The sequence below is a fragment of the Actinosynnema sp. NPDC023658 genome (assembly GCF_040639995.1).
In the GTDB taxonomy this organism is placed as follows: Bacteria; Actinomycetota; Actinomycetes; order Mycobacteriales; family Pseudonocardiaceae; genus Actinosynnema.
Map to the genome: position 1 here is coordinate 1 of NZ_JBFAAX010000058.1, position 23,333 is coordinate 23,333.

Sequence of the window (23,333 nt, forward strand, 5' to 3'; positions counted from 1 at the left end):
CGCGCGTGTCCTAGGTTCACGTCGCGCGTGTCCTACGTTCCGGTACCCCGAGTTGAACGCTCAGGACTGCTGCGCGCCGGCGCGTGCGGCTCGGGCGGCCTTGGCCCGGCGGTTGCGCAGGTACAGGAGCAGCCCCAGGACCAGGCCGAGGGCGGCGACGGCGGTGATCGGGCCGCCCACGTTGCCGAACGCCGTCTGCATGGCCGAGGGCTGGGTGCCGTCCGGCGTCGAGTTGGCCACCTCGCCGACGGCGGCGCTGGTGGGCGTCGGACGCGCCTCGGTGGTCTTCTTCTTCGCCTGCGGTGCGCCCTCGACCAGCCGGCCGACCGGGACGCTGGACGCGGACGGCTCCAGCGCGAACCCGTAGTCCAGCAGGCTCGCCGCCTGCTCGGTCATCCTGGTCGGCTGCTGCTGGCCGCGCAGCAGCACGACGACCAGCCGCTTGCCGTTGCGCTCCGCCGCACCGACGTAGGTGTGCTGGGCGTCGTCGGTGAAGCCGGACTTGCCGCCCAGCGCTCCCGGGTACGCCGCCAGCAGGCGGTTGTCGTTCACCACCGGCACGGTCCCGTTGCCGTCCGGGGCCGGGAAGTCGATGCGCTGCAGCGTCACGGCCTTGGCGAAGTCCGGGTACTTCATCGCCTCGCGGAAGATCAACGCCACGTCGTAGGCCGACGTGGAGGTGCCCGGCGCGTCCAGGCCGGACGGCGTCACGGCCCGCGTGTCCAGCGCGCCCAGCTCGGCGGCCAGGGCGTTCATCTTCCGGATGGCCGACGGCACGCCGCCCAGCCGGCGGGCCAGCGCGTGCGCCACGTCGTTGCCCGACGCCATGACCAGCGCCTGGAGCATCTGCTCGACGGTGTACTCACCGCCGTTGCGCAGCCCGACGCAGGTGCACTCCTGGTCGATGTCCTCCTGCGTCGCCGCCACGGTCGCGTTCGGCGGCAGCTCCTTGGCCACGACCGTGGCGAGCAGCACCTTGATGACCGACGCGGGCCGCTGCCGGCCGTGCGGGTCGACCGCGGCCAGCACGGCACCGTTGTCCAGGTTCGCCAGCAGCCAGCTCGCGGCCGTGATGCCGTCGGGTGGCACGGGTGCGTTCGGTGGCAGCACGAGACCGCACTCACCGAGCCGCTGTCCCCCGATCGGGCTCTCAGGTACCTCGATCGGGGGTGGCGGCTTCTCACCGGGAGCCACCTGTTCGGACGTGTCCACCGGCGGGGGCGGGGACACCTTGTTCTCGCAGGCCGGCTGGGCCGTCGCGACCGGTGCGGCCACGAACGCCGCGCCGGACATCAGCGCGCAAGCAGCCAGGACCAGGGCAACGGGCCGTCGGAACGCGGAGGAACGCACCCGACCAGGCTAACCACCCCGGATGAGGGACCTGCACCCGCCACGTCGGATACTGCTCGGGTGAAGCTCTCCCGCGGCATGTCCGTGTTCCTGCTTGCCTTCGGGGTGTGGTCCTGGGTGATCTGGCCGACCTTCCTGCGCAACATCTGGAAGGACCCCCGCTCGTGGGACGGCGGTCCGACCGCGTTCTTCACCGTCCACCTGCTGCTCGTCGTCGCGTCGCTCGCGTTCGGCACGGTCATCGGCGTGCTGGGCGCACGCGGCCTGCGCGCCGCCGCACGCGGCAAGAGCGAGTGACCCACCACACCTGGAGGCTCCGCCGTGGAGTTCGTGCGCCTACTGCTGGTGTTCCTGCACCTGCTCGGCATGGGCATGCTGATCGCGATGTTCTTCGTCCAGCGCCGGATCGGGGCCGACGCGCCGCTGAACAAGGGCTGGCTGCACGGCAGCGCGTTGCAGCTGCTCACCGGCGTGGCGCTGATGGGCATGGCCCCGCTGACCGACCAGGACTACAACAACGTCAAGATCGGCGTGAAGCTGCTGGTCCTGGTCGTCATCGCGGCGCTGGTCGCGGTCAACCTGAAGAAGCGGCCCGCCGCCTGGCTCACGCCCGTCCTGGCCGGCCTCGTCGTGGTGAACGTCGGCATCGCCGTCTTCTGGACGTAGGAACGGCCGCCGTCCGGACGCGGTCGGGAGATCAGCGCCGCCGGAACAACGCACCCAGCAGCAACCCCGCGCCGACCAGCCCGAAGGCGGTGCGGGGGCTGGGGCCGGACCGCACCTCGACCACCGGCCGGATCACCGCGGGCGGCGGGGGCGGGGGCAGGTCGCGCGCCAGGTTCTCCCGCGCGGTGGCCGTCCAGGCCGTGATGAACAGCAGCGACTGGGCCACCAGGTTCGCGAAGAACAGCACGCCGATGATCGGGCCGAACGCCGCGCCCGCCGGTGACGCCGTGACGGTGCTCAGGTAGAGCGTCCCGCCCTGCTTGAGCACCTCGAACACGAGCGCGGCCGCGGCGGCGCCCTTCGCGGCGCTGCGCAGGCTGAACGGCTTGCGCGGCAGCTTGGCCAGCACCCACAGGAACACCAGCCAGTTCGCCACCAGCCCCAGCGCGATCGTGCCGAGCTTCAGCAGCGCCTCGGCCCACCCGACGCCGTCCAGGCCGACCCACCGCAGCACCAGCTCGGCCAACCCGCTGCCGGCCGCCGTCAGGCCGAACGACACCACCAGCGCCGCGCCGAGCGTGACGAGCGCGAGCAGGTCCTTCACCGCCGTCTTCAGGATCGGCAGGTCTTCCTTCGGGTGGCCCCACTGCGCGGTCAGCGCGTCGCGCAGGTTGCCGATCCAGCCGAGCCCGGAGTACGCGGCGGTCAGCAGGCCGAGCACGCCGACCGTGCCCTTGGAGTCGATGGCCTGCTGGACGACCTTGTTGGTGGTCTCGCCGAGCGTGCCGGGCACGGCCTCCGAGATGCTCGCCTTGAGCTCCTCGATCAGCGTCGGCTCCGAGGCCAGCACGAAACCGGCGATCGCGAAGCCGATCATCAGCATCGGCACGAGCGACAGCACGCTGAAGTACGTCACCGCCGCCGCGTAGTGCGACCCGTAGCTCTCCGTGTAGCGCTGGGACGCGCGGAACAGGTGGTCCAGCCACGGCCGCTGCCGGCGCATCCGGTCGATCCTGGACTCCGGCTCAGCCTCTTCCGCCACACGGAAAAGCTAGTGCGTGAAGTGATCAGTCGCCACTCGGCAGGAAGCCGATCCGGTCGTAGGCCCGCGCCAGGGTCTTCGACGCCACCGCGCGCGCCCGTTCCGCACCGCGCGCCAGCACCCGGTCCAGCTCGGCCGTGTCATCCAGGTACTCGGCCACCCGCGCCCGCACGGGCGTGACGAACTCGGTGAACACCTCACCGAGGTCCTTCTTCAGGTCGCCGTAGCCCTTGCCGTCGTAGTCGGTGACCAGCGACTCCACCGAACGCCCGGTCAACGCGGAGAAGATCACCAGCAGGTTGCTCACGCCCGCCTTCCGCTCCGGGTCGTAGACGATCTCGCGCCCGGTGTCGGTGACCGCCGACCGGATCTTCTTGGCCGACCGCTTCGGGTCCTCCAGCAGCTCCACCACGCCCGCGGGCACGGACTTCGACATCTTCGACGTCGGGTCCTGGAGGTCGTAGATCTTGGCGGTGTCCTTGACGATGTGGGGCTCGGGCAGCCGGAACGTCTTGCCGTAGCGGGTGTTGAACCGCTGGGCCAGGTCGCGGGTCAGCTCCAGGTGCTGCCGCTGGTCCTCACCGACCGGCACGTACTGCGCCTGGTACAGCAGGATGTCCGCGGCCTGCAGGATCGGGTAGGTGAACAGGCCCACGCCGACGCCCGCCATCGTCTGGTTGCCGGTTCCCCCGTCGGTCGTCTGGTTGCCGGCTCCGCCGCCGGTCGTCTGGTTGCCGGCTCCGCCGCCGGTCGTCTGGTTGCCGGCTCCGCCGCCGGTCGTCTGATTGCCGGCTCCGCCGCTGGTCTGCCTCGCGGACTTGTCCTTGAACTGGGTCATCCGGCTGGCCTCGCCGAACCCGGTCAGGCACTGGAGCACCCAGGCGAGCTGGGCGTGCTCGGGCACGTGCGACTGCACGAACAGCACCGAGCGGTCGGGGTCGACGCCCAGGGCGAGCAGCTGCGCCGCCGCCACCCTGGTGTTGTGCCGCAGCACCTTCGGCTCCTGCTCGACGGTGATCGCGTGCAGGTCAGCGACGAAGTAGAACGCGTCGTGCGTCTCCTGGAGGGCGACCCACTGGCGCAGCGCGCCCAGGTAGTTGCCCAGGTGGAAGGAGCCCGCGGTCGACTGGATGCCGGACAGCACGCGGGGCCGGCTCACCGGAGCGGGGTTCTCGGCAGGCGTGCCGACGGTCTCGCCTGCGACGTTCTCAGCGGAGTTTTCGACGACCACGGGAGTGATCCTCCCAGGTCGATCAGACCCCGGTGGTGGCGGGCCGCACCTCGGCCGGGTTGCCGTCGACGACGGCCACCGCGGGGACGACGCGCTGGTTGGCAGCCGTGCGCGGAGACGACGTCCGGCGGTGGCGGACCAGGCCTGCCACCAGGCCGATCACGCCGAACGCCACCGCGGCGATGCCGACCGGGGCCTCCAGCGAGACCGGGGCTGCCGCCGCGTCGTCGGCTGCCACCGCGACACCTTCGACGACCAGGGAAGACGCCGCACCAAGCACCAGTCCGAGGACCGCACCGCGACCGCGCACTGCCCAGCCTCCTCACCAACACCGTGCCACTCCACGGAGGAGTGATCCTTGTTGACGGACCGCCGCGAACCTACCGAAGCTGTTGGGCTGACGTGTTCGGTTCAGGTAAACGCGACCGGCGGCAGACTAACCACAGCCGCCGCCGCACGTGCCCGCAGGGGGTTACCGGACCGCGTCCACTCGGCCATATGTCGTAGTGCGCTGCCGGGCCGGGCGACCCGCGAGGGCGGCCGTGGCGTGCAGCTGCTCGGCGCTGCGGGCGGACCCGTGCTCGGAGCCCGCCATGCGGCTGATGGTCTCCTCCATCAGCGTGCCGCCCAGGTCGTTGGCGCCTCCGCGGAGCACCTCGGCGGTGCCCTCGTCACCCAGCTTCACCCACGAGCACTGGATGTTGTCCACGCGCCCGTGCAGGGCGAGCCGGGCGAACGCGTGCACGGCCCGGTTGTCGCGCCGGGTCGGGCCGGGCCGGGCCACGCCCGCCAGGTAGATCGGCGCGTTGCGGTGCACGAACGGCAGGCCGACGAACTCGGTCAGGCCGCCCGTGCGGTCCTGGAGCGCCGCCAGCGCGCGGAAGTGCCCGAGCCAGTGGCCGGGGTGGTCGACGTGGCCGTACATCATCGTGGACGACGAGCGGATGCCGACCTCGTGCGCCGTGGCGACCACGTCCAGCCAGGTCGCGGCGGGCAGCTTGCCCTTGGTCAGCACCCAGCGCACGTCGTCGTCGAGGATCTCGGCGGCCGTGCCGGGGATCGTGTCCAGGCCCGCGGCACGCAGCTCGGTCAGCCACTCGCGCACGCTCACGCCCGCCTTGGCGGCCGCGCTGACGACCTCCATCGGGCTGAACGCGTGCACGTGCATGCCCGGCACCCTGGTCTTGATCGCGCGCACGACGTCCGCGTAGTAGGTGACCGGCAGCTTCGGGTCGATGCCGCCCTGCATGCAGACCTCGGTGGCGCCCGCGTCCCACGCCTCCTGGGCGCGGTCCGCGACCTCCGCCACGGACAGCCGGAACGCGTCGGCGTCGCGCTCACGCTGGGCGAACGCGCAGAAGCGGCATCCGACGTAGCAGACGTTGGAGAAGTTGATGTTGCGGTTGACCACGTAGGTGACGTCGTCACCGACCACCTCGGCGCGCAGCTCGTCGGCGAGCCTGGCCATGGTCTCCAGGGCCGCGCCGTCCGCGGTGAGCAGCGCCATGGCGGCGTCGGTGTCGTCGAGCAGCCTGCCGGGGTCGTCCGCGGCGAGCTTGAGGGCGCGCGCGGCGTCCTCGGGCAGCCGTTCGACGGCCTTGGGGACGCTCAGGGACGCCCAGTCGCCGTAGACGCTGTCGAAGTCGCCGCGGCGGTCGTCGGTGCGGCCCTCGGTGTCGATGGCGGTGTTGAGGTCGGCCCGGCCGTAGGTGTCGAGGCCGCCATCGGGCTCCTGCCACTCGCGGCCGACGACGGGGGCGTCCGGCTCGGCCAGCCCGTCCTCGCGCGCCAGCGCGGACACGTGCGCGGTGAGCCGGGTGTCGATCCACTGCCCGGCGGTCGCGGTCACGTACCGCGGGTAGACGGCGAGGCGTTCCCGCAGGTCGAAGCCCGCTTCACGGGTGTGCTCGGCCAGCACGTCGACCTGGGGCCACGGCCGTTCGGGGTTGACGTGGTCCGGCGTCACGGGCGACACGCCGCCCCAGTCGTCGATGCCCGCGCGCAGCATCAGGCCGAACTCGCCGCCGACCAGGTTCGGCGGCGCCTGCACGCTCGTGGACGACGGCATGACCAGCCGCGCCACCGCGATGGTGGCGGCCAGCTCGTGCAGGTCGGCGTCGGGCATGCCGCGCATCGCCGTGTCCGGCTTGGCGCGGAAGTTCTGGATGATCACTTCCTGGACGTGCCCGTACTGACGGGCGACACCGCGCATGGCCAGCAGCGACTCGGCGCGCTCGGTGACCGTCTCCCCGATGCCGATCAGGATGCCGGTGGTGAACGGCACGTTCACCCGGCCCGCGTCGGTGAGCACGCGCAGGCGGACCGCGGGCTCCTTGTCGGGGCTGCCGTAGTGCGGGCCGCCCTTCTCCGACCACAGCCGCTCGGCCGTCGTCTCCAGCATCATCCCCATGCTGGCCGCGACCGGCCGCAGGCGCTGGAACTCCTCCCAGCTCAGCACGCCGGGGTTGAGGTGCGGCAGCAGGCCGGTCTCCTCCAGCACGGCGATCGCGCTGGCCCGCACGTAGTCGAGCGTCGAGGAGTACCCGCGGGCCTCCAGCCACTCCTTCGCCTGCGGCCACCGCTCCTCGGGCCGGTCGCCCAGCGTGAAGAGGGCTTCCTTGCAGCCCTGGGCGGCGGCCCGGCGGGCGATGTCCAGCACCTCGTCCCGCTCCAGGAACGCGGCGGGCAGCTTGTGCGGGACCGTCGCGAACGTGCAGTAGTGGCACCGGTCGCGGCACAGGCGGGTCAGCGGGATGAACGCGTTGCGGCTGTAGGTGACGACCCCCGGCCGCCCCTCCGCCAGCAGGTGGGCGTCGCGCACCCGGCCCGCCGCGTCCAGCAGCGCCTCCAGGTCGTCACCGCGGGCGTGCAGCAGCACGGCGGCCTCGGTGACGTCGAGCACCGCGCCGTCGGCGGCACGGCGCAGCGCACGTCGCATTGCCGACGCGCCGGGCGTCGGTTCCGGCGGGGTGATCGAGATGTCCACGGGCACGACAACGACATTAGGTGGGGAGAATTCCTGATCACGCCCAGTGTGACGTCCGACACGAAGCGCTGTCGGGTGCTCCTCCCGGATGCCGTTCACGACCCGCGCCGGACGCGTGCGCGCCTCTCGCGCGTGGCTCGCGCGCGTCCGGTGTGCGGCTCATCCGTGGCTCGTGCGTGCCTCATCCAGGGCTCGTCCCCGGCTCAGCGGACCGGCGCCCTCCCGGCGACGAGCAGCTCGGTGTTGCGGTCCGTGACGGCCCCGACTGCGTTCACGTTGACGTGCGGGTCGTTGAACGCGAATTCGCGGGCCAGTGCGGCGAGCCCGCGCGGCGAGGCGTCGTCGTAGTCGGCCTGGTAGGGCGCGTCACCCTCGATCAGCGTCGTGAACAGCGACAACGTGCCGTCACCGTTGTCCGCGAGCTCGATGATCCGGGCGTGCTGCGGGTGGTCGACGTGCGCGGCGGTGTTGATCTCCCAGAACGCGCGCTCGCCGGTGCCGTGCGGGACGATCCGGTTCTCGTGGGTGTGGCCGTTGACCCAGGCGACCACGTTGGGGAACCGGCCGAGCAGCGCGACCAGCGCGTCACCGCCCAGCCGGGGGTCGAGCGGGCGGCGGGTGTCCGGCAGCAGGTTGTCCATGGTCCAGCTGGTGTGGTGGCTGAACACGATGAACAGCTCGTCGGTGGCGTCCTGACGGTGCGGGAAGCCGAACGCGTCGTAGTAGCGGGAGCTGCCGCGCTTGAGCACCCGCTCCAGCCAGAGGTACTGGTGCAGGCCGATCGAGCCCTCGGAGAAGCCGCCGGTGGTCGTGGTGTCGAGGCTGATGCCGGTGACGCCGGGCGCGATCGGGAACGCGTAGAAGACGTCGACGCCGTCGGCGTTGTCCGGGGTGAAGCCGTGGCCGTGCGGGCCGGGACCGGTGTTGCGCGGGTCGAGGTGCGCTTGGACGAACTCGGCGGTGGTGAACGGCCTGCGCCGGGCGTCCGGGGTGACCGTGCGCACCAGCCCGCCCTCGGCCAGGACGGCCGCCGCGTCCAGCAGGTGCGCGGGGTCGGTCATGGCCCGGACGAGCCGCTGCACCTGCGCGTCGGCGAAGCCCATCACCTTGCGGTCGGAGGTGTAGAGGCCGTCGACGAGCGGGATGCCGTCGGGCAGCGTGCCGACCACGCTGTCGTCGTGGTTGCCGAACGTGCAGTACCAGGGGATGCCCAGGCCGGGGCTGTCGAACGGGCGGATCGCCGCGTCGAGCAGGCCGGGCACCTGCGGGAAGCCCTTGGCCTTGTAGTCGTCGACCAGGGCGGAGTGCGGGTTCCAGTAGGCCTTGGCGCCGGAGTCCTGCACGCCCTCGTACCGGTCGGGATCGCCGGTGTTGGCGGTGATCCGGCCGCCGTTGAGGACGGTGAGGAACCAGTCCAGCTCGACCAGCTCGTGGTTGTCGGTGTTGTCGCCCGTGGTCATCGTGAAGTCGATCGGGCGGCCGGTGAACGGTCCGGTGCGCAGGGCGTTGACCCGTCGGACGAGCGCGGTGGACGTGTGCGGGGTCATCGTCTCGTGGGGGCGGAAGGCCCCGGCGCCCATCAGCGGGTGCGTGTACTCGAAGCGGGCGGGGCTCTGCGCGTCGACCATGTGCATGTCGGTGAACTGGGCGAAGCAGGCCAGCGGCGTGCGCCGGTCGGCCCGTCCCGCGCCGGGCGCGGCCAGGTCCGACCGCACGACCAACGGCCACCCGGGCCCGGCCTGCAACCTCCGGTACCCCGTGCCGCCCACCGCCGTCGCCGCGGTGTCCAGGGTGGTGCCGGTGGTGGCCGCCCAAGCGGGCCCACCCCACAGCAACACCGCACCCGCCGCACCCGTCGCCCGTAAGAAACCCCGTCGGCTGATCCCCATCGACCACTCCCCACGTCGGTGTGGTGAAAAGTTCTCACGAACCGGGGAGCAGGTCACGAAGTCGGCGTGAAGTGGGGCCGAACGAGCGAAGTCGATCGTCGGTCGACCGGTTCCGCCACCCCGCCGCGGGGCAGTGCCGTCAGTCCCCGTACACCACCGTGACGGGCGCGTGGTCGGACCAGCGCTCGGCATACGTCGCCGCCCGCTCCACCACGGCCGTCCGCGCGGATGGCAGCTCAACCGCCGACCTCAGTATGGCGTCCGCCTCGTAGTCCGCGAACGACTTGCCGGCGCTGAACTGACGCAGCAGGTCAACGGCTTGCGCTGCGTCCCAGAGGTAGGCGCGGGGATCAGGCCGCGTACAACTGTTCCCGGGTCTCCATCACGCGCTGCCGGGAGTACGGGTTGCGGATGCTGGAACCGCTCACGAGATCGACCGGTCGACCGAAGAGCTGTTCGAGCCCTTCTTTCAAGGCGAAGTAGCTGTCGAAGTAGTCGAAGCCCGGTCCGGCGTCGAACTCCACGAGGACGTCCACGTCACTGGACGCCACGTCGAACGAGTCACCGACAGCGGACCCGAACACGTCGAGCCGGCGAACGCCCAACCTGCGGCACAAGTCCCCGACCTCGGACAACCTGGCCGTGATGATCTCGTGCACGGACGTCACCTCCCGCTCACGATTGTGCCGGATCGCCGGCCCTGGGCCAGTCGAAGCCCACGGTGACGGGCGCGTGGTCGGACCAGCGCTCGGCATACGTCGCCGCCCGCTCCACCACGGCCGTCCGGGCGGACGCGGCCAGGCCCTCCGTCGCCACCTGGTAGTCGATCCGCCAGCCGGAGTCGTTGTCGAACGCCTTGCCGCGGTAGGACCACCACGTGTACGGGCCCGTCACGTCCGGGTGCAGGGAGCGCACCACGTCGACGTACCGCGCCTCACCGAACACCCGGTCCAGCCACGCCCGCTCCTCCGGCAGGAACCCGGACGACTTCTGGTTCGTCTTCCACGCCTTCAGGTCCTCGGCCCGGTGCGCGATGTTCCAGTCGCCGCACACCAGCACCTCGCGCCCGTCGACGGCGGCCTTCTCGCGCAGCTCCACCAGGTACGGCAGGAACGCGGCCATGAACCGGTCCTTCTCGTCCTGCCTCGGCGTGCCGACGTCACCGCTGGGCAGGTACAGCGACGCCACGACCACGTCGGCCAGCTCGACCTCGACGTACCGCCCCGAGTGCTCGAACTCCGGCACCCCGAACCCGATCCGCACGGCCTCCGGCGCGGCGCGCGTCAGCACCGCGACCCCGTTCCGCCCCTTGACCTCGGAGTGCGCGTGCGCCACGTGCCACCCCTCGGGCGAACGCACCTCGTCCGGCAGCTGACCCGGCTCGGCCCGCACCTCCTGCAGGCACACCACGTCCGCAGACGTCGCCGCCAGCCACTCGACGTAGCCCTTCTTCGCGGCGGCGCGCAGCCCGTTGACGTTGATCGTGGAGACAGTCAGCACCCGGGCAGCCTAGTGGCGCTCCGCGACCGCCCAGCCGTGCGGGTAATCGGCGCCGCACCCCGTGCAGGACGCGGACAGCCCCAGCATCAGCACCAGCGGGCTGCTGCCCTCCGGCGACGGCACCCCGGTCACCTCGTGCCCGTCCACGGACGCGCGCAGACGCGGCCACTCCGGCTCGCACGCGCACGTCACCACATCACGCCGGAGCCACCGCCACTTGAAGAACACCCACCCATCACATCACGTGCAACTGCTGTCCGAGGTGGGCGTCACGAACTCCTCCTTCACCCAACGCCCGTCGGCCAGCAGCCGGAAGCCGTTCTCGACCCGGGGCTCGGCCCGCACCACCGCGTCACGCCGCATGGTCGCCACGATCGGCTGGGTGTCGGCGGGCCCGGAGCGGACGTTGAGGACGTCGGCTATCACCGTCACCTTGCACTCGTGGGAGGCGACCTCCTCCACCCCGAGCCTGCGGCCGTCGTTGGCGACGTACATCAACCCGGCCGCCGCGAGCACCCCGACGACGACCACGCCGCGCACCGGAATCCCGAACATCACGCCTCCCGACACCTCTGCTGAGGTGCAGATATAGCGCGTCAGGCGGGGTGGTGGGCCGGCCCGGACGACAATCCACCCCACCGGGGAACCGGACGGGTGAGGCCATCACGGAAACGCACCGGAGCGGGGACGGGTGGGCCGGGGCCGGGGACCAGGGGGTGGGCGGGAACGCAACAGGGGACCGCCCGGAGGCGGTCCCCTGTTCACGAACGGGCAGGCGTCAGCCGGCCATCCGCTTCTGCAGGTTCTCGTCCAACGTGCCGAGGAAGTCCTCGGTGGTCAGCCACTCCTGGTCCTTGCCGACGAGCATGGCGAGGTCCTTGGTCATCCGGCCGCTCTCGACGGTCTCGATGATGACCTGCTCCAGCGTCTCCGCGAAGCCCGTGACCTCCGGCGTGCTGTCCAGCTTGCCGCGGTGCTTGAGGCCACCGGTCCACGCGTAGATCGACGCGATCGGGTTGGTGGACGTCGGCTTGCCCGCCTGGTGCTGCCGGTAGTGCCGGGTGACCGTGCCGTGCGCCGCCTCGGCCTCGACCGTGCTGCCGTCCGGCGTCATCAGCACCGACGTCATCAGGCCCAGCGAGCCGAAGCCCTGCGCGACCGTGTCGGACTGCACGTCACCGTCGTAGTTCTTGCACGCCCAGACGTAGCCGCCCTCCCACTTCAGGGCCGCCGCGACCATGTCGTCGATCAGGCGGTGCTCGTAGGTCAGGCCCGCCGCGTCGAACTGAGCCTTGAACTCCTCCTCGAACACCTTCTGGAAGATGTCCTTGAACGCACCGTCGTACGCCTTGAGGATGGTGTTCTTGGTCGACATGTACACCGGGTAGTTGCGCTGCAACCCGTACGAGAACGAGGCGCGCGCGAAGTCCTCGATGGACTTGTTGAAGTTGTACATGCCCATGGCCACGCCGCCGTCGGCGCCGTAGTTGGCCACCACGTGCTTGATCGGCTCGGAGCCGTCCTCGGGCGTGAACGTGATGGTCAGCTCGCCCGCGCCGGGGACCTTGAAGTTGGTCGCCTTGTACTGGTCGCCGTGGGCGTGACGGCCGATGATGATCGGCTTGGTCCAGCCCGGCACCAGGCGCGGGATGTTGGAGATGATGATCGGCTCGCGGAACACCACGCCGCCGAGGATGTTGCGGATCGTGCCGTTCGGCGAGACCCACATCTTCTTCAGGCCGAACTCCTCGACCCGCGCCTCGTCCGGCGTGATGGTGGCGCACTTGACGCCGACGCCGTGCTTCTTGATGGCGTGCGCGGAGTCGATGGTGACCTGGTCGTCGGTGGCGTCCCGGTGCTCGATGCCCAGGTCGTAGTACTCGAGGTTGACGTCCAGGTACGGGTGGATCAGCTTGTCCTTGATGAACTGCCAGATGATCCGCGTCATCTCGTCGCCGTCGAGTTCGACGACGGTCCCCTGAACCTTGATCTTGCCCATACTCAGGGCGCTCCTCTCGCGACAATGCAAGCAAGACAAGCGTACTGCTATGTCGGGTTGCTTGCGTCCACCTCGGCGGAAAAAGGGAACGGCGTCACACCTGCGGGACGTCGCGACCGCCGGTGGCACGTGTTGGTCTCGGCCCCAATACAACCAGCCGCACCGCCCGACCGCCGCACGGGGACGACCGGCGGCGACACTCGAACACGCGTTCGCGCGTTACGCCGCCGGAGGCGTTCGTCCGGCTAACCTCGCACCCGTACGAGTGATCAAGGGGGCAGCGTTGTCGACGGGTCCGACCCACGCCATGAGCGGTCTGCTGGCCTGGGCCGCGGTGACCGCGATAGCGGAGAACCACCCCATCGGCCACCTCGCGCCGCAGAGCTGGGCGGTCGGCGCGGTGCTCGCCACCGGCGCCGCCCTCCTGCCCGACCTCGACCACCCGTCGTCGACGATCTCGCGCACGTTCGGGCCGGTCAGCGCGGGTGCGTCGGCGCTGATCAACACGGTGAGCTCGTTCGTCTACCGCACGACGCGCACCCGCAAGGACTCCAACCGCGACGGCGGGCACCGCGGCCTCACGCACACGCTGGTGTTCGCGCTGGCCGCCGCCCTGGGCACGACGGCGGTGGTGCAGCAGTCGCAGAAGTGGGCGCTGCCGGCGCTGATGTTCGTGTTCGCGGGCCTGGCCGTGCGCGGGATCATGAACGACTGGTGCCCGCAGAAGGACGCCCTGCTCATCACGGGCGTCTCGGCCGCCATCACCGTCGCCTGCGTGGCCTGGACCGCGCAGACGCCGGCCAGCGCGGCGGCGTGCGGCGTGGCCGTCGGCATCGGCTGCGTGGCCCACTACCTCGGCGACGCGATCACCGAGCAGGGCTGCCCGATCCTGTGGCCGATCCCGCTGATGGGCAAGACGTGGTTCCCCGTCGCGCCGCCGAAGATCATGCGGATGAAGACCGGCGGCACGGTCGAGATGGCGATCGTCGGTCCGATCATCACGGTCCTGAGCGTCTGGCTGTCCGCCGCCGCGCTCCAGCGGGTCGGCGCGCTCCCGTTCCTCGAAACCTTCGACCTGTGGCCCATCTGAAATTCCGATACCGGCCATTCGGCGGCTACCACATCATCACCCGATCGGACTAGCCTCCACGAATTCCCGTCCCGCGCCGACCCCGCGCCGAGGAGGACTTCGTGCCCCACCCCCAGCACGACAACGTTGTCGAGCCGACCGGATGACGACCTGGCTCGGCCTGAACGCCGGTCACGAGGACCGGTCGACAGCGGACACCGCCGCCGTGTCGCTGTACGAGTCGTTGCTGTTCCACGCGCAGCTCGTGTGCGTGCACGAGGTGGAAGGACGGCACGCGATCTCGTTCCGGCTCACCGAGGGGCCGACGGACAACACCCTGTCGACGCTGATCGAGCGCGGTTACGGCGTCGCGGTGCACAACAGTTCCCTGCAACGGCTGGCCGGGCCGGAGTCGCTCACCCGCGGCGCGCTGCGGGCCGCGCTGGCCCACCGCGACCGGCGGGAGGGGCGGGCGCTGCGGTTCCCCGGCCAGCGCACGCTGCGCGGTCGTTACGGCGTCTCGGACATCCTCGCGTTCAGCGCGATCGAGGAGGTCCTGCCGCACGGGGTGAAGAGCGTGGACGCGCGCGGTGACCTGCAACCGGTGTTCGTCAACGGTCGGCTGGTGCTGGACTGCGGTTGACCTGGTGGTTCCGCAGTTCCGTGATCCGCGGTCCGGGGTCCGTGGTTCCGGGGTCGCGGGTGTCGGGTGTGGCGGTGGTCAGCCTGGGTGCGCGCCCACGGTGTCCTTGATCTGCGCGCCCAGGTCCTCGGCGCTGCGCGCGCAGTGGGCGCAGCAGAAGAACCGGCCCTGCACCTCGACGCCGTGCCCGAGGATGCGGCAGTCGCAGTGCTCGCAGCGCGGGGCGAGGCGCTGGATCGCGCACTCGAAGCTGTCGAAGGTGTGCACGCCACCGCCGACGGTGCGGACCTCGAAGGCCATCCAGTAGTCGTTGCCGCAGACGTCGCAAGTCGCCATGGCCGAAGGGTGCGCCGGTCGGCACGACGCGGCAACTCGACCCCACCCATCGGGGTCGCGCGCCTGAAACCGCACCCACCGGGGCGCCGAGCGGACCAGGCCGGACTCGAACCGGCGTCCTCCCTCCCGGGGGAGGGCGCGTCAACCACTGCGCTACATGGTCCCGAGCCGGGCCGGATTCGAACCGGCGTCCTCCCTCCGAGCAGGAGGGCGCGACAACCACTGCGCTACCGGGCTCCAGCCCAACAGTAACCATGACCACGGTCCCGGTGACAGGGCCGCTAAGGTCTGCCGCGTGCGCGGGGTCGACTACTACGAACTCCTCGGGGTCGGTCGCTACGCGTCCGAGGCGGAGATCAAGTCCGCTTACCGCTCCCTGGCCAAGGTCATGCACCCGGACGCGGGCGGCTCCTCCGGCACCTTCCGGATGCTGCAAGAGGCATATGACACCCTGCGCGACCCGGCTCGTCGGCGTGACTACGACCGGGGGTGGACGTTCACCCGTCCGGGCGCACGGCCGACGACGCCGACCCGCCCGCCGCGCTCCGGCCGGACCGGTCGGTTGCGCAACTTCGGGGACGATCCCGACTTCGTACCTCCGAAGCCCGTGGTGGACCTGGGCGACCTCGCGTGGTGGCACCTGGTCGACGTGGGTCAGCGGGTCCGGTACGTGCCGGCCGCCGGACCGGGCCACGCCCCCGCGCTGGTCGCGCTGTGCGGGTGGTTCTTCCTCCTGCTGCCCGTGGTCGTGCTCGACTTCTCGCCGCTGGCGTTGGGAGTCTGGCTGGTCCTGGTGGCCGCCGCGGCGGCGGCCGCGTTCCGGTTGGTGCGGCGGTACCTAATCGCGATCCGGGCCGACCGGGCGTTCACGCTGGACCACGACACCGGCGTCGTGCACGGGACCACCGACGACCGGGTGTGCGAGCAGCTCACCGCCGAGCTGCTCAGCCGGTACCTGACCCGGCTGCCCGGCGTGCGGATCTTCCACGGCCTGGCCTGGCCCGGCTCGGTGTTCGCGGACGTCGACCACGCCGTGCTGTGCGGGCGGAGGCTGGTGCTGATCGAGTCGAAGTCCTGGCTGCCCGGCCACTACGAGGCCGAGGACGACGGCACGGTGTGGCGCAACGGCCACCCGTTCCGGGGCGGCGGCATGAGGATGCCGCGCAGCCTCGCGGTGTACCGGAAGCTGCTGCCGTGGCTGGACATCCGGACCGCGCTGCTGGTGTACCCGAGCCGGGACGGCGTGGTGACCACCGAGGAACCGGCGGACGCCATCGTGCCGCCGATGACGCCCGCCCAGTTCGTCGAGGAGGTCGGTGACTGGCTGGCCGAGGACCCGGCCACGGTGGACCGGGAGGCGCTGCGCCTGCTGATCGGCCAGGTCGTGCCGATCGTGCGGACCCAGGGCCCCTAGCACTCGTACTACTGCTGGTAGACGCCCATCTCCCAGAGCGAGTAGCCGTACGGCGTGGCGCGTTGGAAGGCGTACAGCTTCACGTAGCGCGCGCTCGTGTTCAGCGTGATCTCGTCCGTGCCGCCGTCGGCCGCGTAGTTCTCGTGGACGGTGGTCCACGTCGTGCCGTCCGTGGACACCTGCACCTGGTACTGCCGGGCGTACGCGGCCTCCCAGTCGAGCCGGACGCGCCTGATCGGCACGGTCGCGCCGAGGTCGACCCACAGCGAGTGCAGGTCGGTGAACGCGCTGCTCCACCGGGTGCCCGGGTCGCCGTCGAAGGCGTGGGCCGCCGGGTGGGCGGCGCTCTCGGTCGCGGTGGACCAGGCGGGGCGGTTCAGGGCGAGGTTGCCGCCACCACCGGTGAGCCCACCCTGGTTGACCACTCGCGGGGACGAGTAGGTGGCGCGGACGGCGCTGTCGGGGTTGAGCTGCTTGTCGTCGAAGTACTCCGGCCACGCCATGAAGTACGTCCACCCGGGCTGGGACGCCAGTTCGGCGGGCGAGGGCACCCGGCCGACCTCGGCCAGCGCCAGCGGCTTGCCCTGGGCCAGGTTCCTCAGGGTGTCGTAGTAGGTCGCGGAGGGCCAGAAGCTGTTCCACGCGTCGAGGGACACGACGTCGGCGTACGCCGAGCCCGGGTAGTAGTCCGCGATGCCGGCGGGGTCGAGGTCCTTGACGTTCCACACCCACGCCATGCCGGTCAGGCCGCGGGCTCCGACCAGGTGGTCGTGGGTGAGCTGGTAGAGCCGGCGGCTGCCGTTCGCGCCCGGCCGTCCGCCCCACCACGACCAGCCGTCGTTCATCTCGTGCAGCGGTCGGAACAGCGGCTGCACGCCGGCGTCCAGCAGCTGCCGCAGGAACGGGACGGCCTCGTCGAGCCGGGCCTTCCAGGCGTTGTTGAGCGCGGTGCCGTCGGTGATCAGCTGGGACCACTGGGCGTCGGTGAGGTCGTCGTTGACGCCCGCGTCCCAGCCGCAGGTGGCCGGTCTGGTGGGCGGGCAGACGTGCCAGGTCAGCGCGACGAGCGAGCCGTTGCGCCACTCGGTCGCGGCCTGGTCGATCATCGTCTGCCGGTGCGCGACGTCGTCCTGGGCGAAGAGGAAGTCACCGCCCCAGAGGCCGGGGTAGACACCGGTGATGTCGTGGACCTTGGCGGTGTGGCGGGCGGGGTCGGAGTTCGGCTCCTTGTTGTGCATGCCGGTCACCGTGCGGGTGCCGGTGATGCGCTTCAGGTAGTCGACGACGGGCACGGGTGGCGGGGCCGCCTGGGCGGTCGGCGGTGTGGTCCGGGTGGTGGGGCGTGCGGCTTGGGCGGTGAGGGGTGCGGTGTGGGCGGTGAGGGGTGCGGCTTGGGCGGTGGGTGCGGCTTGGGCCGGTGGCATGGGGGTCGCCAGCAGTAGGACTACCAGCGTCATCGCTGTTCGCACTGCGTCCTGCCTCTCGGAAGGCGGCGGCCTTCGAAGGACGGGCGGCGGATCTCGGACGTTACCGATTAACCGGTTAAGGAGTCAACCGATTGGCTCCTGCCGGTGCGGCTGCCGGCGGGCTACGTTCTGCGGACCACGGGAGGAGCCGGGCTGATGAAGATCGACGTTTTCAACGAGGTCCAGGACCCACGCCCGTGGCAGGAGGGGCACCAGAACGCGCGGATCAGGGAGACGTTGGAGCAGGCCAAGCTCGCGGACGAGCTCGGCTACGGCTGCTGGTGGCAGGTCGAGCACCACGGTGCCGACGAGTTCAGCCTGTCGTCCGCGCCGGAGCTGATGCTGGCGGCGATCTCGCAGCAGACGTCGAGGATCAGGCTCGGCCACTCCGCGGTCCTCGCGCCGGCGAAGTTCAACCACCCGATCAGGGCAGCCGAACGTGCCGCGATGCTCGACCACCTCAGCGGCGGCAGGCTGGAGTTCGGCCTCACCAGGTCGACCGCGCCGGAGTGGCGGCTGTTCGGCATCGACCCGGCGGACGCGCGCCGGCAGACGCAGCAGGCGTTCGAGATGATCCCCCGGATGTGGACGTCGGACCGGTTCTCGCACTCCAGCGAGGACTTCGAGATCAACGACGTGCCGATCGTGCCCAAGCCGCTGCAGCAGCCCCACCCGCCGCTCTGGCAGGCCGCGGCGAGCCCGGCGTCGTTCGAGGAGGCGGGTCGTCGGGGCGTGGGCGTGCTCGGGACGACCATCTGGGAGTCCGTGGAACGCGTGCGCCGGATGATCGCGCTGTACCGCGAGGCGGCGCAGGCGTGCACGGACCCGGTCGGCTCGTACGTCAACAACCAGGTCGCGTTCTTCACGTTCGTGCACTGCGCGGAGACCGACGAGCAGGCGGTCCGCGACGGTGCGGTGGCGGCGGCGGCCTGGTACACGGTCAAGGCGCTGACGTTCTTCGAGGCCGCGGACCAGTTCGTGGAGACGGTGCGGCACCAGCAGGAACTGATGGACGACCCGTCGGGCGGCGGCCTGACCGGCGACTTCCTGCGGGCGGAGGCCGAGGCGTTCACCGGCCCGAACCGGGCCCAACTCGTCATCGGCCGGGTGCTGCAGGGTGACGACGTGGCCCCGGAGGAGATCTTCGAGGCGCTGAACGAGCAGGACTCCCTGATCGTGGGCAGCCCGGAGACGTGCCGGAAGAAGCTGCGCGTCTACGCGGACCTGGGCATCGACCGCCTGATGACCTTCCACCAGGTGGGCAGCCTGAAGCACGCGGACGTGATGAAGAGCCTGCGCCTGATCGGTGACCTGATCCCCGAGTTCGAGGGGTGAGGTCGCGGGGCGGGGTGCGAGGATGGCGCCATGCCGAAGAAGCTGCGCCTGACCGGTGACCCGGCCGCCGACAAGCTGCTCAGCGAAGATCCGTTCGCGCTGCTCACGGGCCTCCTGCTGGACCAGCAGTTCCCCATGGAGCACGCCTTCGCCGGCCCTCGGAAGATCGCGGACCGGATGGACGGGTTCAGCATCACCAAGATCGCGGACAGCGACGTGGACCAGTTCGTCGAGCTGTGCGTGCAGCCGCCGGCGATCCACCGCTACGGCGCGTCGATGGCACGTCGCGTGCACGCGTTGGCGCTGCACGTGATCGAGCACTACAACGGCAAGGCGGCGAACATCTGGAAGTCCGGCAAGCCGGACGGCAAGGAGGTGTTCCGCCGGGTCAAGGCGTTGCCCGGGTTCGGTGACCAGAAGGCGCGCATCTTCGTCGCCCTGCTCGGCAAGCAGCTCGGCGTGACGCCGGAGGGCTGGCGCGAGGCGGCCGGGGCGTACGGCGAGGAGGGGTCGCGGCGGTCGATCGCGGACGTCACCAGTCCCGAGACGTTGGCCGAGGTGCGGGCGTTCAAGAAGGCGGCGAAGGCGGCCGCTGCGCAGGGGTGAGGGCTGCCGCTGTGTAGGAGTTGTAGCTGCTGCGGTGCAGGGGGTTGTGGCTGCGGCGCAGGTAGGAGACGTCGGTGTGCCGGGGTGGAGCCGCGGCGGCGAAGGGGCAGCAGGGCGGAGTCGGGTTAGAGTCCCGGCGTGCAGCTGCCGGGACTCGTGGATCTCACGCCGTTGGGCGAGGGTGGTTTCGCCACCGTCTACCGGGCCCGCCAGGTCCAGTTGAACCGCGAGGTCGCGGTGAAGATCGACAACCGGGTCCTGCGGACGGAACGCGATCGGCGGCGGTTCCTCAGGGAGGCGCACGCCGCGGCGCGGTTGTCCGGGCACCCGCACGTGGTGTCGGTGCACGACGCGAACTTCACCCCGGACGGCACGCCCTACCTGGTCATGGAGCTGTGCACGGGCGGGTCGCTGGCCGACGTCGTCCGCGGTGGCGGGCCGTTGACCGCGGAACGGGTGCGGCAGCTCGGTGTGCAGTTGGCGGACGCCCTAGCCGCCGCCCACGCGGAAGGCGTGCTGCACCGCGACATCAAGCCCGGCAACATCCTGCTGGACCGCTACGGCACGGTGAAGCTCGCGGACTTCGGGTTGGCGGCGCTGCTGGACGCCGAGGGCTCCAGCACGGTCACACGGGACGCGTTGAGCCCCAGCTACGCGCCGCCCGAGGCGTTCGCGATGGCCCAGCCGACGCCGGCCGCGGACGTCTACGCGCTCGCCGCGACCTTGTACGACCTGCTCGCGGGCCGACCGCCGCGTCCTGTGCCGTGGCCGGTCGAGTCGTTCGACCACCTGGGGGACGTGCTGCGCTCGCCGGTGTCGCCCGTGGCGGGGGTGCCGGCGGACCTGCACGCCGTGCTGGTGCGGGCGTTGGAGCCGGACGTCGCACGTCGGACGCCCGGCGCGGCGCAGTTGCGGGACGAGTTGAGCCGGGTGGTCGTGACGGCCGGGGTGGAGCGGTTGTCGGGGCCCGAGCGGTTGTCGGCGCAGGGGCGGTTGTCGGCGCAGGGGCCGGGACAGGTTTCAGGGCCGGGGCACATGTCGGGGCCGGGGCGGTTGTCAGGGCCGGGGTACGTGTCAGGGCCGGGGTACGTGGCAGGGCAGCAGCACGGCCGGCCGGCGAAGAAGCCCTGCGGGCTGGTCGTCGGCGCGGCCGTGCTGGCGGTCGTCGTGGCCGGTGGGACGTGGTGGTGGGCGACCAGCTCAACCGCGACCGGCACGCCCGGCGGGCAGGCCTCGGGGGCGACGACCGGCAAGCCGCTGCCGCCGCCCGACCTGGAGGACTGCGCGACCGGCTACTGCGTCGCCGAGCCCACCTGTTACCGGGGCATCGTGGCCGTGGGCGGCAAGGCGGCGACGGCGCGTCGGGTCGGCAACTGCTCCGAGGACCACTTCTGGGAAGCGTTCGCGGGCGGCTGGTTGTCCGGGCCCATCCCGGACGTCGACAGCGACGAGCTGGTCAAGGCCCCCGAGGTGGCCGACGTCTGCACGGCCGAGGTGATGGCGGCGAACACCCGACCGACCGTGGACACGTCGGACTGGAACTTCACCGCCGTCGGGTTCGCGGACGGCGACCGGACCTACTTCCACTGCTTGGCCAGCCCGTCGGAGGGCGGAGAGACGACCACCAGTGCGTTCGGCTCCTGAGGCGAGTCCTCAAGGGCGTGGGGGTGGGAGGTAGAAGAGGTCTGCGGCTTGAGGGCGAAGATCAGCATGACGAGGGCCATCAGGGCCAGCAACGCCGAGATCGGAGCCAGCGGCAGCAGGCCGACCCAGCTGATCACCAACCCGCCGAGCACGCCGGACAGCCCGACGCCCAGGTAGATCGCGGACGCGTTGAGCGACAGCAACAACCCGCTGTTGGCCGGCGCCAGCTCGATCAGCCAGCTCTGGATGGGCGGGTTGGCCGACCAGGTCAGCGCACCCCACACGAACAGCGCCACCGCGGCCGACACGGGGGTGACCATGGTCAGCGGCAACGTCGCCAGCACCACGGTGAAGCCGCTGAACAGCACGACGAGCAGCTTGCGCGTGTCGAAGCGGTCGGTGAGGCGACCCGCGGCCCAGTTGCCCAGCACCGAACCCAGGCCGTAGGCGACGAGCAGCACGCTGATCGCGACGCCCTCCACGCCGGCCGTCCGGGTGAGCAGGGGCGCGATGTAGTTGAACACGCTGAACACGGCGAGGCACGCGAGCACGGTCAGCCCGAGGACCATCAGGACGCGCCGGTCGGCGGCGGGCGCGAAGCGTTGGCGCAGGCCGACGACAGCGGGTGCCTCGACGCGGGGCAGCCAGAGCCGCACCGCGACGGCGGCGACTGCCGAGACGACCGCGATCAGCGCGAACACGCCCTGGTAGCCGAGCGGCCCACCGAGCAGGTTGCCCACGGGCACGCCGAGGACCAGGGAGAACGTCAACCCGCCGAACACGAGCGCGACGGCCCGGCCGCGGTGCTGCGGCGGGGTGAGCACGGTGGCGACGAGCGTCGCACCGGGCGTGTAGACGGCGGCACCGAGCGCACTGATCACCCGTGCGACGAGCAGCAGGGGGTAGTTCGGGGCGAGAGCGGCGAGCAGGTTGCCGACGGCGGAGACGCCGAGGGCGACGACGAGCAGCGTACGACGTTCCCACCGGCCGGTGAGCGCGGCGAGCAGTGGTGACGAGATCGCGTAGGCGATGGCGAACGCGGTGAGCAGCTGCCCAGCTGTGGCGTGCGAGACGTGCAGTTCCTCGCTCACGGCGGGCAGCACGCCGGAGACGATGTACCCGCTCGTGCCGATGGCGAACGCCCCGGCGGCGAGCAGGTAGGTACGGGCGGACATGAGCGCTCCCCCGGTCGGGTGGTTGTTTCAGCTAACTTCGACGGGAACCGTACTACGATCCTCATCAAAGTTCGACCGATCTCGTAGTATGGGCACCATGACCACGACGCTCGCCCACCCCACGAGGGACGAGATCCGGATAGCGGCGGTGCTACAAGCGCTGGCCGATCCGGTGCGGCTGCAGATCGTCCGCGAGCTGGCGGTGCACGAAGAGGGCATCTCGTGCGGGCTGCTGCCGCTGGGCGTGTCGGCGTCGACCCTCACGCACCACGTGCGGACGTTGCGCGAGGCGGGAGTGGTGTGGGTCCGACCGCAGGGGACGTCGCGGATCAGTTCGTTGCGCCGGGATGACCTGGACGCCCTCTACCCCGGCCTGCTGGACGGGATCCTGGCTGCGCGACGATGAGCGACTTCGGACGAGCGGATTCGGGACTAGCGGGTTCGGGACGTGCGGGTTCGGGACGTGCGGGTTCGGGACGAACGACTTCAGGAGCGACCTCAGGATGAGCGACCCGAACGACTGGGAATGGGTGCGGGTCACGGCGCAGGGGCGGGTCTACGACGACGAGCGCCCCTCGGTGAACCGGCTGGCGTGGGCGGCGGTGGCGTTGGCGGCCTCGCACGGCGGGGAGCGCAGCGGGGTGCGGCGGGCGCGGGCGGTGGCGGACCGGTTCGCGTTGCGGGCGCGGTTGGTGCGGTCGTTGGGGCCTTGGGCGGCGGATCCGGACTCGTTGGCGGCCGACGTGCTGGCCGAGGTCGGTATTCCGGATCGGCAGCAGAAGGTGGTGGCACGGGCGTTGGAGCCGGTGGTGCCGTACGTGCGTGATGAGGGGTTGCGGGAGACGGTTGGGGAGTGGGTAGCGGCGCGAGGGTGAGGTGAGGGGTGAGGTGAGGGCGGTGCGGGGCTGGCTCGATTTGACATGGGGCCCGTACGGGTACCCCAGGCAGGCCAAAGCCGGCAGGCCCGGCGGATAAAGCGCCC

The 23,333-nt window shown here is 71.2% G+C and carries 24 protein-coding genes and 2 tRNA genes; 10 read left to right on the forward strand and 16 right to left on the reverse strand.

Going from position 1 to position 23,333, the window contains the following annotated elements; translation table 11 throughout:
* Nucleotides 1-60: 60 nt before the first annotated feature.
* Nucleotides 61-1,350 (reverse strand): serine hydrolase, encoded by a 1,290-nt coding sequence (locus AB0G02_RS10290; protein WP_360792223.1) that lies wholly within the window; start codon nucleotides 1,348-1,350, stop codon nucleotides 61-63.
* Between the two features lie 60 nt (nucleotides 1,351-1,410).
* Between AB0G02_RS10290 and AB0G02_RS10295 the strand changes: the two genes are divergently transcribed.
* Together AB0G02_RS10295 and AB0G02_RS10300 are read left to right on the forward strand one after the other, a co-directional pair.
* On the forward strand, nucleotides 1,411-1,647 hold the full coding sequence (locus AB0G02_RS10295) for a hypothetical protein (protein WP_360792225.1): 237 nt from the start codon (nucleotides 1,411-1,413) through the stop codon (nucleotides 1,645-1,647).
* A gap of 24 nt (nucleotides 1,648-1,671) precedes the next feature.
* Complete coding sequence (locus AB0G02_RS10300; protein WP_360792227.1) at nucleotides 1,672-2,016, forward strand: hypothetical protein; 345 nt, start codon at nucleotides 1,672-1,674, stop codon at nucleotides 2,014-2,016.
* Nucleotides 2,017-2,047: 31 nt separating this feature from the next.
* Here AB0G02_RS10300 and yhjD read toward each other — a convergent pair whose 3' ends face one another.
* The 10 genes from yhjD to AB0G02_RS10350 all read right to left on the reverse strand — a co-directional run bounded on the left by yhjD (nucleotide 2,048) and on the right by AB0G02_RS10350 (nucleotide 12,663).
* Nucleotides 2,048-3,058, reverse strand: a complete 1,011-nt coding sequence (yhjD, locus tag AB0G02_RS10305; RefSeq protein ID WP_360792229.1) for an inner membrane protein YhjD — start codon at nucleotides 3,056-3,058, stop codon at nucleotides 2,048-2,050.
* A gap of 25 nt (nucleotides 3,059-3,083) precedes the next feature.
* On the reverse strand, nucleotides 3,084-4,217 hold the full coding sequence (trpS, locus tag AB0G02_RS10310; protein ID WP_360792269.1) for a tryptophan--tRNA ligase: 1,134 nt from the start codon (nucleotides 4,215-4,217) through the stop codon (nucleotides 3,084-3,086).
* 94 nt (nucleotides 4,218-4,311) lie between these two features.
* Entirely contained in the window at nucleotides 4,312-4,527 is a 216-nt protein-coding gene (locus AB0G02_RS10315) for a hypothetical protein (protein WP_360792231.1), read from the reverse strand.
* Between the two features lie 234 nt (nucleotides 4,528-4,761).
* A complete protein-coding gene (locus AB0G02_RS10320; RefSeq protein WP_360792233.1) occupies nucleotides 4,762-7,281 on the reverse strand; it encodes a bifunctional FO biosynthesis protein CofGH in 2,520 nt (839 codons plus the stop codon).
* Nucleotides 7,282-7,478: 197 nt separating this feature from the next.
* On the reverse strand, nucleotides 7,479-9,164 hold the full coding sequence (locus tag AB0G02_RS10325; protein WP_360792235.1) for a TIGR03767 family metallophosphoesterase: 1,686 nt from the start codon (nucleotides 9,162-9,164) through the stop codon (nucleotides 7,479-7,481).
* 350 nt (nucleotides 9,165-9,514) lie between these two features.
* Nucleotides 9,515-9,823 (reverse strand): nucleotidyltransferase domain-containing protein, encoded by a 309-nt coding sequence (locus AB0G02_RS10330; protein ID WP_360792237.1) that lies wholly within the window; start codon nucleotides 9,821-9,823, stop codon nucleotides 9,515-9,517.
* Nucleotides 9,824-9,839: 16 nt separating this feature from the next.
* Complete coding sequence (locus AB0G02_RS10335) at nucleotides 9,840-10,664, reverse strand: exodeoxyribonuclease III (RefSeq protein ID WP_360792239.1); 825 nt, start codon at nucleotides 10,662-10,664, stop codon at nucleotides 9,840-9,842.
* A gap of 9 nt (nucleotides 10,665-10,673) precedes the next feature.
* Nucleotides 10,674-10,892 carry a hypothetical protein gene (locus AB0G02_RS10340; RefSeq protein ID WP_360792241.1) on the reverse strand — a complete coding sequence of 73 codons (219 nt, stop codon included), beginning with the start codon at nucleotides 10,890-10,892 and terminating at the stop codon, nucleotides 10,674-10,676.
* A 12-nt stretch (nucleotides 10,893-10,904) separates the two neighbouring features.
* Nucleotides 10,905-11,219, reverse strand: coding sequence for an SH3 domain-containing protein (locus AB0G02_RS10345; protein ID WP_360792243.1), 315 nt, complete (start codon nucleotides 11,217-11,219; stop codon nucleotides 10,905-10,907).
* Nucleotides 11,220-11,442: 223 nt separating this feature from the next.
* On the reverse strand, nucleotides 11,443-12,663 hold the full coding sequence (locus AB0G02_RS10350) for an NADP-dependent isocitrate dehydrogenase (RefSeq protein WP_360792245.1): 1,221 nt from the start codon (nucleotides 12,661-12,663) through the stop codon (nucleotides 11,443-11,445).
* Between the two features lie 283 nt (nucleotides 12,664-12,946).
* Here AB0G02_RS10350 and AB0G02_RS10355 point away from each other — a divergent pair, with 283 nt between their 5' ends.
* Together AB0G02_RS10355 and AB0G02_RS10360 are read left to right on the forward strand one after the other, a co-directional pair.
* The gene (locus AB0G02_RS10355) at nucleotides 12,947-13,753 is read left to right on the forward strand and encodes a metal-dependent hydrolase (protein WP_360792247.1); all 807 of its coding nucleotides are present in this window, start codon (nucleotides 12,947-12,949) and stop codon (nucleotides 13,751-13,753) included.
* Between the two features lie 142 nt (nucleotides 13,754-13,895).
* A complete protein-coding gene (locus AB0G02_RS10360; protein ID WP_360792249.1) occupies nucleotides 13,896-14,375 on the forward strand; it encodes a hypothetical protein in 480 nt (159 codons plus the stop codon).
* A gap of 78 nt (nucleotides 14,376-14,453) precedes the next feature.
* On the opposite strand, the gene AB0G02_RS10365 is transcribed toward AB0G02_RS10360, so the two are convergent.
* From AB0G02_RS10365 to AB0G02_RS10375, 3 genes are all read right to left on the reverse strand, one after another.
* Nucleotides 14,454-14,711 (reverse strand): Prokaryotic metallothionein, encoded by a 258-nt coding sequence (locus AB0G02_RS10365; RefSeq protein ID WP_360792251.1) that lies wholly within the window; start codon nucleotides 14,709-14,711, stop codon nucleotides 14,454-14,456.
* Nucleotides 14,712-14,802: 91 nt separating this feature from the next.
* Nucleotides 14,803-14,875, reverse strand: a tRNA-OTHER gene (locus AB0G02_RS10370).
* Nucleotides 14,876-14,949, reverse strand: a tRNA-Ser gene (locus AB0G02_RS10375).
* Between the two features lie 57 nt (nucleotides 14,950-15,006).
* Here AB0G02_RS10375 and AB0G02_RS10380 point away from each other — a divergent pair.
* On the forward strand, nucleotides 15,007-16,125 hold the full coding sequence (locus tag AB0G02_RS10380; protein WP_360792253.1) for a DnaJ domain-containing protein: 1,119 nt from the start codon (nucleotides 15,007-15,009) through the stop codon (nucleotides 16,123-16,125).
* Nucleotides 16,126-16,133: 8 nt separating this feature from the next.
* Here the strand turns inward: AB0G02_RS10380 and AB0G02_RS10385 are convergent, their stop codons facing one another.
* The gene (locus AB0G02_RS10385; RefSeq protein WP_360792255.1) at nucleotides 16,134-17,582 is read right to left on the reverse strand and encodes a glycosyl hydrolase; all 1,449 of its coding nucleotides are present in this window, start codon (nucleotides 17,580-17,582) and stop codon (nucleotides 16,134-16,136) included.
* Between the two features lie 165 nt (nucleotides 17,583-17,747).
* Here AB0G02_RS10385 and AB0G02_RS10390 point away from each other — a divergent pair, with 165 nt between their 5' ends.
* The 3 genes from AB0G02_RS10390 (at nucleotide 17,748) to AB0G02_RS10400 (ending at nucleotide 21,176) form a co-directional block, all read left to right on the forward strand.
* A complete protein-coding gene (locus AB0G02_RS10390; RefSeq protein ID WP_360792257.1) occupies nucleotides 17,748-18,926 on the forward strand; it encodes an LLM class flavin-dependent oxidoreductase in 1,179 nt (392 codons plus the stop codon).
* A 30-nt stretch (nucleotides 18,927-18,956) separates the two neighbouring features.
* Nucleotides 18,957-19,532, forward strand: a complete 576-nt coding sequence (locus AB0G02_RS10395) for an HhH-GPD-type base excision DNA repair protein (RefSeq protein ID WP_360792259.1) — start codon at nucleotides 18,957-18,959, stop codon at nucleotides 19,530-19,532.
* Nucleotides 19,533-19,670: 138 nt separating this feature from the next.
* Nucleotides 19,671-21,176: a serine/threonine-protein kinase gene (locus tag AB0G02_RS10400; protein WP_360792261.1), complete on the forward strand. Its 1,506-nt coding sequence runs from the start codon at nucleotides 19,671-19,673 to the stop codon at nucleotides 21,174-21,176.
* Here the strand turns inward: AB0G02_RS10400 and AB0G02_RS10405 are convergent.
* Nucleotides 21,110-22,351 carry an MFS transporter gene (locus tag AB0G02_RS10405; protein ID WP_360792263.1) on the reverse strand — a complete coding sequence of 414 codons (1,242 nt, stop codon included), beginning with the start codon at nucleotides 22,349-22,351 and terminating at the stop codon, nucleotides 21,110-21,112. The two genes, AB0G02_RS10400 and AB0G02_RS10405, sit on opposite strands and share 67 nt — an antisense overlap.
* 97 nt (nucleotides 22,352-22,448) lie before the next feature.
* On the opposite strand from AB0G02_RS10405, the gene AB0G02_RS10410 reads away from it, so the two are divergent.
* Together AB0G02_RS10410 and AB0G02_RS10415 are read left to right on the forward strand one after the other, a co-directional pair.
* Nucleotides 22,449-22,757, forward strand: coding sequence for a helix-turn-helix domain-containing protein (locus AB0G02_RS10410; RefSeq protein WP_360792265.1), 309 nt, complete (start codon nucleotides 22,449-22,451; stop codon nucleotides 22,755-22,757).
* Between the two features lie 97 nt (nucleotides 22,758-22,854).
* A complete protein-coding gene (locus AB0G02_RS10415) occupies nucleotides 22,855-23,226 on the forward strand; it encodes a hypothetical protein (protein ID WP_360792267.1) in 372 nt (123 codons plus the stop codon).
* The last annotated feature ends 107 nt before the right edge of the window (nucleotides 23,227-23,333 follow it).